The organism is Alkalibacterium indicireducens, assembly GCF_039522005.1.
GTDB lineage: Bacteria > Bacillota > Bacilli > Lactobacillales > Carnobacteriaceae_A > Alkalibacterium > Alkalibacterium indicireducens.
This window is the reverse complement of sequence record NZ_BAAADA010000142.1, coordinates 1-10,571: the sequence shown is the minus strand read 5'-3', so window position 1 is coordinate 10,571 and position 10,571 is coordinate 1. Positions and strand designations below refer to the sequence as shown.

Sequence of the window (10,571 nt, the reverse complement as noted above, 5' to 3'; positions counted from 1 at the left end):
CTTCTTTCTTTTTGTCTACTTTAATTTCTTGCCCTACTATTTTACTTTCCGACAACTATTTTACACATAGATACTGTTGCTACAGCAGTTGGAGCAATCTTTGGAACGTCACCTGTTACGACATTTGTTGAAAGTGCAGCGGGAATCGGTGCTGGCGGGCGGACTGGGCTGACCAGCTTGACAACTGCTACTATGTTCCTTCTTACAGCTTTTATTGCACCAGTGATTTCAGTCGTTCCTGGAGCTGCCACAGCGCCAGCACTAATCGTAGTCGGTATTCTGATGCTGTCTGCATTTGCAGAAATTGACTGGAACAACCTTGAAGAAGCAGTACCTGCATTTTTCGCTTCTCTGTTCATGGGGTTCACCTACAGCATCTCATACGGAATTGCAGCAGGCTTCCTGTTCTACATCATCACCAAAGCAGTTAAAGGGAAAGCAAGCGTTGTTCACCCGGTTCTTTGGGCGACAACAGCTCTATTCATCGTCAACTTTATTGTCATGGGTATGCTTTAAAAAATATAATCTAATATAGTTGAATGTCACTGGGAAGAATCTGAAGAGTCTACCAGTGGCATTTTTGTTTTATCACGACTGTAAGGGGCCAAGGGATACCTTAACGGTTGTGGCTGGGAAGTAGTAGAATGAGCGTATAAAATATCCGATCAGACGTCGATATGAATCCATACTCAGACTTGAATGCTGAGTAAGGAAGTCAGATATTCAGATAAAAGACAGGCGCTGCTTTTCAGAGAAATCGGATAAGTGACGTTCTGGACAGAGGTGATGTAGAAGTTGTCCATTTCTTATTTTTACGCATAGTAAAAACTCCTAATAAAGCAGTAGAATTTTTAATATTTCTAATGAATACTTTATTAGGAGCATATCCGAAGATATTAGCAGTTAATTGGTCTTTTGTCAGTTCACTTGAACATTAAACTATTCGTATCTCAACGCATCAATCGGGTTGAGTCTAGCCGCTTTACGTGCCGGATAAATTCCGAAGAATACACCGACAGCAGTAGAGAAGAGCAGCACTAGCGCCACACTGCCCAGTGTAATAATCGGAACAATATCAAGGGCTCCTGCGATGATGTTGGACAGGATAATGCCTAATGTGAGTCCGATCATTCCACCAATAAGGCTTAGAATGATCGATTCCATCAGGAACTGAACCAGGATCGTACGCGTCGTAGCGCCCAAGGCTTTTCTGGTACCAATTTCTCTAGTCCGTTCGGTAACAGATACAAGCATGATATTCATTACTCCAATACCACCGACCAGCAGAGCGATAGCAGCCACTGCGGCAATGAAGTTAATGAACAGGCTTAACACGTTGTTGACCTGATCCAGCGCTTGAAGGAAATTAGTTGCGTTATATACATTATCTCCAACTGCATTATTTCTCAGTTCGAGAAGTCTGACGACCTGACTTGATACAGTATCAATCTGATCAGTACTCTCGACCTCTATGGAAACTGAATCCATTCCAGCCATCTGAGGCACCTGATTGCCCAACGTAGACTGAGGCATAGCTGCAAACAATGGAATCTGACTGGTATCGAAAGCACCTTGCATATCTCCAAAAGATCCTTCGACCACACCGACAATTCTAAGGTTCATCTGGCTTTGAGCAACCGTGACGCGCAGCGTCTCACCGATCACATCTGTAGTTCCGAATAAAGCTTCTGCACCGTCTTCGTCTATCACGACGACATCCTGAGATTCGTCAAAATCAACCTGATTGAAGTAACGTCCTTCAACTAATGTCGAGCTCATCGACTGACTGACATATTGAAGATCTGGTGTACCGTAAGATATGATGGCCTGCCGTGATTCATCGTCTGAAGAAATGTTTCCGGACGTCGTTTCGTTAGGTGAGATGTAGCGAATTTCATCAATTGAATCGCTTAATACATTCAGATCTTCATTGGATATCAAGTCTCCTGACTGTTCAGGATCGTTCGCATTCAGACTGATCGTGGTTGCTCCAATATCGCTGAAGGTTCGCGTGATTTCATCTGCTGCTCCGTTACCAACTGCCAGAATCGCAATAACTGAGGCAATTCCGATTATTATCCCGAGCATGGTCAGAAAGGAGCGCATTTTATTGGCAAAGATACTATCTATAGCCATTTTCAGATTTTCTTTTATGAACATTTACTCCACCTCCCGCTTCGGTATCTGTTTAGGAGTCAGCTGTTCATCTTTTTTCATCACACCGTCTCTAAAATGAACAATACGTTTTGTGTATTCTGCCATTTCAGGTTCGTGAGTAACCATAACGATCGTCGTGCCTTCATCGTTCAACTCCTGAAAAATTCTCATAATATCCTCAGTGGTTTTAGAATCCAGGTTTCCTGTAGGTTCATCAGCCATAAGAACAGATGGTTCATTAACAATTGCACGGGCAATTGCTACACGCTGTTTCTGACCGCCAGATATTTCGTTAGTTAAATGTTCCAGGCGATTGCCCAGACCGACTTTTTCGAGGGCTTCTGTTGCTCGTCTACGTCTTTCTTTATATGGAACTTTTCCATATACTAGGGGAAGCATGACATTTTCGAGGACATTCATTCTAGCCATAAGATTGAATGACTGAAAAATGAAACCGATCTCTTTATTTCTTATTCCCGCAAGCTCCGCATCCGACAAATCGGACACATCCGTACCGTTGAGCAGATAACGGCCACTGTCAAATCGGTCCAGGAGTCCAAGAATATTCATCAGCGTGGATTTTCCGGAGCCACTAGGTCCCATAATCGAGGTGAACTCGCCTTCCTGGATTTTAAGAGAAACCTTGTCCAGTGCACGTACGGTTTCTCCGCCCATTTTATAAATCTTTTCAACATCAGTGATTTCTATCATGAGCACACCTCCTCATTACTCGTCTATTTCCACTTCTGCTCCATCTTCAAGATCTTCGCCAGGAGAAAGAACAACTTGGTCGCCTTCACTTAACCCGTCAGTTACTTGAATACGCGCGTCAGACTGTATCCCTGTTTCGATCATGACTTCGCTGACCTGACCATCTGTTACGATGTATACATAGGGTTCGTTGTCCTGATTATAATTTAGCGCTTCAATAGGAATGACAAGTGCATTTTCAGCAGAATCTACTATAATATCCACATCGATTTCAAATCCGGCAATCAGATCATCTGTATCAGAATCGAAAGCAATCGTCGCTCCTAGGCTGATAGAAGAGCCCATCTGAGTCTGTTCTGACGTAGCTACCGGATCTATGGATGATACTGTCCCCTTATAAAAAGTATCAGCATATTCCATTTCAACAGCCTGATCGACATCTACTAGCGCAGCATCTGAGCGTGATAACTGAACGGCAACTTGAAGGTCGTTCAGATCGGAAACAACTAGCGACGGCTGGCCCTGCTGAGCATTTACGTCAACTTCCTCTTCGGTCACATTGACTTCCGTTACTGTTCCATTGAAATTAGCGGTGAAGCTTGTTCCATCGACGTAATTGACAAGGGTATCGCCCTCTTCGACTGAATCTCCTACAGAAACATTCAGTTCTGAAACGACACCCTGGCCGACAATCTCCTGAGACTGAGATGGTTCGATGATGCCTGTCGTTACCACGACTTCTGTAATGTCACTTTCTTCCACTTCAGCTATCCGCACTGTAACTGTATCGTCTTTCTGAGTAGTGTTGTAGATGCTGAAACCTACAAAACCTAAAAATAGCAGGAAAACAATGATTACTACCCACTTCTTTCCTTTCATATCATCTTCGTCCTTTCTATATTAAAGTACATTTTAGACACAATTTTAATTATACAGGTAGGCATAGACCTTTTCTATGAATAAGAGTGGAAGTCATGAAAATTTCAACGTTTAACGCTTTCGCATACGTATGCAGCGAGATGGGATTTTGTGCCACAGAAAGTGTATGTGGTAAACTATGCTTAGCTGAAGAAGAGACTGGAAAGAGCTACGGGGAGGAAATCTGGCATGAAAAAGAAAGTATTCGTAGTTGGAGATGTCCACGGTCAATATGACATGTTCATAAAGCTGCTGACACACTGGAAAGAGGAAGAAGAACAACTCATTTTGCTGGGGGATCTGGGAGACAGAGGGGAAAATCCAAAAGCCTGTTTTGGGCTGGCACGCGATCTGGTTGAGAATAAGGGAGCGGTCTGTTTGAAAGGAAATCATGAAGACATGCTGCTGGACTTTTTAAATAGCCCGCAACATTCAGCTGCCCTTTACGATATGAATGGGGGAATGGTGACTGTGCAGTCTTTTCTCGATATAAAGGAAGGACAGTATGATGCGGTTGAGCTGTCCGAAAGCGTAAAATCTCAGGAGCCCTGGTTGAAGCCATTCATCGAGTCCCTGCCATTGAAATATGAATGGGAAGATTATGTATTTACTCATGCTGGTGTGAATCTTACATTGAAGGACTGGACTGACACTTCTGACCGGGATTACGTCTGGATCAGAGAAGGGTTCTTTGATCAGCCTAATGACACTGATAAGACCTTTGTATTCGGCCATACCGTTACAGCAATGCTTCATGAAGAACGGTCGAACACAGATATCTGGCTGTCGGGGGATGGTAAGATCGGACTGGACGGAGGAGCTGTTTATGGCGGAACGCTTCACGGAGTGGTTTTCGATAAAGACGGCATCGTTGAGCAATATAAAGTCAGTAACACTGGATATGCATTCAGCCAGTTTTTCGGAGGGAATTAAAACAAAGTATGAAGATAGCGACAGTATCTGATCTGCATATCGATCGTAATGATGCATTTATCGAATGGGATCTGGAAAAACAGCTGACAGACAGGCTGTATGAGCACAAGGTGGACTGCCTGGTGATTGCAGGAGATGTGTCGAACCATTACGACACCACACACCGGTTTCTTAAAAAACTAGAAGAGATAAGCGGCATTCCGGTGCTGTTTGTTCCAGGGAATCATGACTACTGGGCGAGAGACCATGATATAGTAAATACGAATGAAATCGATCAGTTCTTTAACCGGCAGTCCTATTCACTTGTCGGTCGTCCTAAATTATTCGGAGACGATCTTGCTGTGGTCGGAACACCCGGATGGTATGATTACGGTTATGGCAACCATGAAAAGTACAGCAAGGAAGACTTTGAAAAGAAGCAGTATGGATTTGCCTCCTGGAATGATCGACACTACGTTAATTGGGGGCGATCGGATCAGACCGTCAGTCAGGATATGCTGGATCAGCTGCTGCAGGATCTCGAGGCAGTAAAAGACAGACAAGTCATTTTAATGACCCATGTGGCGACTCATCCTGAATTTGTCATTCCGCTACCACACCGGGTTTATAATTATGCCAACGCCTTTCTCGGTGCTAGAGCTTATGAGAAACTGTACGATCTTTATCCAAATATCACATACAGCATCATGGGACATGTGCATCTGAGAAAAACTGTCAGAGATGAACGACGGACATTTATAAGTGCCTGTGTGGGCAATCATAAACACTGGAAAATAAAGGACTTTACGACACAATTGAATAAAAGCATGGTGACCTTCACCACCAGCTGACGGACGGACAGGGGCTATCAATTTCAGATAATCCAGTTCGTTCGTTTTATTTTTATGTTAAAATAGATGGGATGAAGACTTAGAGGAGATGACCGTTTTGACAGATACACCTAAAGAACAGATCATACAACTTTTAAATAAAGAATTGACCGATTATTCGAAAAAGCAGATTCTATCCGTTTTGGACTTGCTTCAAGATGGCAACACTGTTCCGTTTATTGCCCGTTACCGGAAAGAAGTGACTGGATCACTTGATGAAGTACAGATCAGGGAGATTGAAGAACGCCATACTTACCTGACCAATCTAGAAAAACGAAAAAGCGATGTTCTTGCTTCGATCGAGGAGCAAGGTAAGCTGACACCGGAACTGGAAAAGGACATTAAAGCAGCTACTCAAATGCAGCGTGTTGAAGACTTGTACCGTCCGTATAAACAGAAGCGCCGTACAAAAGCTACGATTGCTAAGGAGCAGGGACTTGAACCTTTGGCGGAATGGATTCTGACTTTTCCTGCAGGTGATATTGAAGGTGAAGCCAGCCGGTTTATCGATGAAGAAAAAGGGGTTGAAACCGTTGAAGATGTGCTCAACGGTGTGCATGAAATTCTTGCTGAGTATATTTCTGACAACCCGACATACCGGACATGGATCAGAGAGTATACTTTCAACAATGGAACCGTTGAGTCCAGAGTAAAAGACAAGTCCCTGGATGAAAAAGGTGTCTATGAAATGTACTATGAGTATTCTGAAACAGTCAAGTCACTGGTGTCTCACCGCATTCTGGCATTGAATCGTGGGGAAAAAGAAGAGGTGCTGTCGGTATCGATCGACAGTGACGAAGACCGTATCTACGGGTATATGATGAAGCAGGAGCTGCCGGATGGGAAATCGACACCGGCAACAAATAAAGTGAAAGAAGCTATCAGTGATGCGTATAAACGTTTCATTGGTCCGGCTATCGAACGCGATATCCGAAATGAATTGACTGAAAAAGCAGAAGATCAGGCCATCGAAGTGTTCGGTGAAAACTTGAGTAACCTCCTGTTGCAGGCCCCACTGAAAGATCAGACCATTCTTGGGCTGGATCCCGCCTACCGTACAGGATGTAAACTAGCCGTCATCGATGCGACAGGAAAAGTATTGGCGATCGATGTCATTTATCCACATAAACCGGCTTCGGGTAGGAAACGTGAGGAAGCAGCCGGGAAATTTCTGAATATGGTGAAAAAGTATGATGTTGATACCATCGCTATTGGAAATGGGACAGCCAGTAGGGAATCTGAAACCTTTGTCGCTGAACAATTGAAATCAGTCGACCGCCAAGTGGCTTATGTCATTGTCAACGAAGCAGGTGCCTCTGTATATTCAGCGAGTGAGGAAGCCCGTAGAGAATTTCCGGATTTCCAGGTCGAAGAACGGAGTGCGGTCAGTATCGCGAGACGTCTGCAGGATCCCCTGGCAGAACTGGTGAAAATCGATCCGAAATCAATCGGTGTCGGGCAGTATCAGCATGACGTGTCTCAGAAAAAATTGACGGAACAACTGGATTTTGTAATCGAAACAGTCGTGAACCAGGTCGGTGTCAATGTAAACACAGCCAGTGCAGCACTCTTAAAACATATTTCCGGTCTGACAAAAACCACTGCAGAAAATGTCGTGACGTATAGAGAAGAGAACGGAAAATTTACTAGCCGTTCTCAGCTGAAAAAAGTCAAACGGCTGGGACCTAAAGCCTTCGAACAGGCTGTCGGATTCCTCCGTATTCCGGATGGTAAAGAACCTTTCGACAATACCGGCATTCACCCGGAAACCTACAAGCAGGCTGAAACAATCTTATCTATGGCAGGAGTATCTAAAGCTGATCTTGGATCTGATGATCTAAATAATCGCATCAGAATGCTTGATGTCAGTAAAGTGCTCGACGAAACTGGACTGGGTCAGGAAACTTATGAAGATATCCTGAATGCTCTAGTTGCACCTGGGCGTGATATGCGTGATGATATGCCTGCACCGCTGCTGCGCACGGACGTACTGACCATGGAAGATCTAAAAGAAGGCATGGAACTAGAAGGGACCGTCAGGAACGTGGTGGACTTCGGGGCCTTCGTGGATATTGGAGTGAAACAGGACGGTCTCGTTCATATTTCTAAACTGAGTAACAAATTCGTCAAGCATCCTAAAGATGTCGTTGCTGTTGGAGATATTGTCAAAGTATGGATCGAATCAGTGGACTTGAAAAAAGGGCGTATTGCTTTGACAATGGTAAATAAATAACAGGGTAAATTAGGATGTATGAGTGAAGAAACGGAGTGGGCAGTCAACATGCCGTTTCTTCCTTCTGTATGGGGGAGTGCATATGAACCAGAAAGAACTGCAGCAGCTGGTCGAAACGATTTCCTTGAACGATTTCGGTAAACCCTTCAGACACCAAGCTGCATTTAACAGCCGACTGCGTACTACAGGTGGACGCTATCATATGAAAAGTCACAATCTCGACTTTAACCCTAAAGTAATCGATAAGCTGGGTGAAGAGATTTTTATTGGAATAGTCAGGCACGAACTCTGTCATTATCATCTTCACCTTGAAGGCCGGGGCTATCAGCATAAAGATCGTGACTTCAAGCTGTTACTTAAGCAAGTAGGTGGCTTAAGGTTTGTCCCTTCGCTGAAAGAAGAAAAAGTCGTCCAGTACTGGGAATATCGGTGCACATCTTGTGACAGCCTGATCCACAGACAGCGTCGATTCAACATGAGTAAATATGTCTGTGCCAGATGTAAAGGCAACTTTGAACTGAAAGGCAGAATCGAACGGAAAACAGCGGTGAATTAAGTGTATAGAATGTTAAGAGGCTCCTAACTGATCGGTAAGTATCCGCTCAGCTAGGAGTTTTTCGATTAAAGGTGCCACTTTTTATAAATAAGGAAGAGAAAAGGTGGAAATATGTGGGATCCACATATTAACTTGGAACAGACCCATCTCTCTACTAAAGAAAAAGGGTGTGGGAAATGGTCCATAAACCGTTATATGACCCATTCGTCCATTATAATAAGACTTGAATGGGTCAAATATGACTATATGGTACATTCGCCTTAAATAAAACAAGCCCAATAGACCATGTATCTATATTTGACCCATTGGTAGATAGGAAAGCCTAACTAATCTACATAAAAAAAGATTAGTCGGCTCATAAAGTGATACCGAGCTGATCTTTTTTTGATTCAGGACAGGCGAATGCCGGCTTTTTTAAATGAGTCTTCGAGTTTTGTAAGGTCCCCGTCAAAGACATGACCGTTCATGCCTAATTTTGCTGCCCCTTCAATGTTCATCGCCAGGTCGTCGATGAAGAAACAGTCAGCTGGATTGAGATCAAAGTGAGCAAAGAACTGTTCATAAATAATCGTGTCAGGCTTGATGCATTTCCAGTCAGAAGACAGGAAGAGTCCGTCAAATAATTCAATGCCTGGGATGACAGCCTTGAACTGGTGAAAGTCCTGAGACACATTAGATAGCAGTAAGAGCTGGTACCCGTTAGTTTTCAGTTTATGTAGGATTTCTTCCATCCCGGCAATCGGCATCATGTTTTCGAACCATGTATCCATCAGACGGGGAATAGATGGCTTCAAGTCTTCAGGGACCCGATCCTGTGCAGTCGCGATAAGTTTTTCTTTTGTAATGGTCCCTCTATCGTAATCCAACCATTCATCCGACAGAAAAATGGCATCGAGCAGGAGCTGCTGAGACGTTTCGTCTTCAGTAAACGATTTAATGAATTCTGTGGGCGCGTAACGAATCAGAACATTACCCATATCAAAAACTACCGTATTGATCATGTGTTTTCCTCCTAAAATCTTTATATCTTTAAGATAACATACCGGGATAAGGAAGTAGAGCACAAGTTATATCTGTTCAGTATATTGACATTTTACTCAAACATTGATATGATAGCTTCTGTTGAGAAAATAGCGCACGTGGCGGAATGGTAGACGCGTCAGCTTGAGGGGCTGGTGGGGCGATGCCCCGTGGAGGTTCGAGTCCTCTCGTGCGCATCCTATGAAAAATGCAAGTGAGTGTGTCTCTGAAATGAGGATGTCAAATCCTTATTTTCATGTGACCTCACTTGCATTTTTATTTATACCACAAAAGGCCTTTAGCGAGACACTATCTCACTAAAGGCCTTTTGTCCTGCACTAATGCTACAATAGAGCATTAAAGTGCGTTCCCTTATTAATATTACGGTGTAACATCCCAGATTCCTTTTTCACCTGAAAAAGAAAATAAAGGTTCCCACTCGACTTCTATAGTTTCGCCATTTACTGCGTAATGTGCTACGCCATCAGTTGAGCGTCCGCTTGAAACAGAACCCATTGAATTGTCGTTCGGGTATGTATCTGCTTGGGAGCCGTCCACATAAACATCAAAATCCATACCATATCCATAGTCGTCATCTGTGTCGTTTTCAAGTGTGTAATAAATAGCAATGACATGTTCGGGCTCATCTTCTTCGAACTGGTTTCGTTCGTCAGTGAACTCTGCATTGGTGATGGTCATCGTTATATCATCAATTGTGATAGACTCTCCAATTGACAGTAATTCAGACTCTTCAGGCTCCACTTCCACTTCAGCTGTTTCTTCTTCAGTATCTGCCTCTTCACCGACCTCTTCTGACTCGGTTGCTTCTGCTTCAGTGTCGTCTTCAACAGCTGCTGAATCGTCATCATCTGCTGGAGTATCTACATCGTCACAAGCTGCTAGTAAAAATGCGCTTGCAGAAATTAAAGCCAATAATTTCTTCATTTCCATCTACTTTTCCTCCTCGTAAGTTATACCGTTTTGGTTGACAGGGTAGAAACTGACGTAGTGAGTATGTCTTCTTGCCCACGACTTACTGTAAGACCAGAACCCTATCATAGCGAAAATAATCCTACAGCAATATATATTAATAAATATTTAATTACTCAAGTTTCGCACCCTAATAAATGCTTCACAATCCTATCGGATTAACCCTCACCAAAGAAATTACGCA

The 10,571-nt window shown here is 43.5% G+C and carries 9 protein-coding genes, 1 tRNA gene and 1 pseudogene; 6 read left to right on the top strand and 5 right to left on the bottom strand.

What is annotated here, in order from left to right; genetic code table 11:
- Positions 1–60 precede the first annotated feature (60 nt).
- Positions 61–516 (top strand): annotated as a pseudogene (locus ABFX15_RS08370) (solute carrier family 23 protein); the annotation flags it as partial.
- 423 nt (positions 517–939) lie between these two features.
- On the opposite strand, the gene ABFX15_RS08365 reads toward ABFX15_RS08370, so the two are convergent.
- The 3 genes from ABFX15_RS08365 to ABFX15_RS08355 are packed head-to-tail and all read right to left on the bottom strand — an operon-like array spanning position 940 to position 3,747.
- Positions 940–2,160 (bottom strand): ABC transporter permease, encoded by a 1,221-nt coding sequence (locus ABFX15_RS08365; protein WP_346024999.1) that lies wholly within the window; start codon positions 2,158–2,160, stop codon positions 940–942.
- Positions 2,161–2,868: an ABC transporter ATP-binding protein gene (locus tag ABFX15_RS08360; protein ID WP_346024998.1), complete on the bottom strand. Its 708-nt coding sequence runs from the start codon at positions 2,866–2,868 to the stop codon at positions 2,161–2,163.
- A gap of 15 nt (positions 2,869–2,883) precedes the next feature.
- The gene (locus ABFX15_RS08355) at positions 2,884–3,747 is read right to left on the bottom strand and encodes an efflux RND transporter periplasmic adaptor subunit (protein ID WP_346024997.1); all 864 of its coding nucleotides are present in this window, start codon (positions 3,745–3,747) and stop codon (positions 2,884–2,886) included.
- 228 nt (positions 3,748–3,975) lie between these two features.
- On the opposite strand from ABFX15_RS08355, the gene ABFX15_RS08350 reads away from it, so the two are divergent.
- From ABFX15_RS08350 to ABFX15_RS08335, 4 genes are all read left to right on the top strand, one after another.
- Positions 3,976–4,719, top strand: coding sequence for a metallophosphoesterase (locus ABFX15_RS08350; protein ID WP_346024996.1), 744 nt, complete (start codon positions 3,976–3,978; stop codon positions 4,717–4,719).
- Positions 4,720–4,727: 8 nt separating this feature from the next.
- Positions 4,728–5,549, top strand: coding sequence for a metallophosphoesterase (locus ABFX15_RS08345; protein WP_346024995.1), 822 nt, complete (start codon positions 4,728–4,730; stop codon positions 5,547–5,549).
- 97 nt (positions 5,550–5,646) lie between these two features.
- Positions 5,647–7,821: a Tex family protein gene (locus ABFX15_RS08340; protein ID WP_346025001.1), complete on the top strand. Its 2,175-nt coding sequence runs from the start codon at positions 5,647–5,649 to the stop codon at positions 7,819–7,821.
- 82 nt (positions 7,822–7,903) lie between these two features.
- Entirely contained in the window at positions 7,904–8,377 is a 474-nt protein-coding gene (locus ABFX15_RS08335; RefSeq protein ID WP_346025000.1) for a SprT family protein, read from the top strand.
- Between the two features lie 389 nt (positions 8,378–8,766).
- Here the strand turns inward: ABFX15_RS08335 and ABFX15_RS08330 are convergent, their stop codons facing one another.
- The gene (locus ABFX15_RS08330; RefSeq protein ID WP_346024994.1) at positions 8,767–9,378 is read right to left on the bottom strand and encodes an HAD family hydrolase; all 612 of its coding nucleotides are present in this window, start codon (positions 9,376–9,378) and stop codon (positions 8,767–8,769) included.
- 132 nt (positions 9,379–9,510) lie between these two features.
- On the opposite strand from ABFX15_RS08330, the gene ABFX15_RS08325 reads away from it, so the two are divergent.
- Positions 9,511–9,594: transfer RNA gene (locus ABFX15_RS08325), tRNA-Leu, on the top strand.
- 184 nt (positions 9,595–9,778) lie between these two features.
- Here ABFX15_RS08325 and ABFX15_RS08320 read toward each other — a convergent pair.
- Positions 9,779–10,348, bottom strand: a complete 570-nt coding sequence (locus ABFX15_RS08320) for a DUF4352 domain-containing protein (protein ID WP_346024993.1) — start codon at positions 10,346–10,348, stop codon at positions 9,779–9,781.
- Between the last annotated feature and the right edge of the window lie 223 nt (positions 10,349–10,571).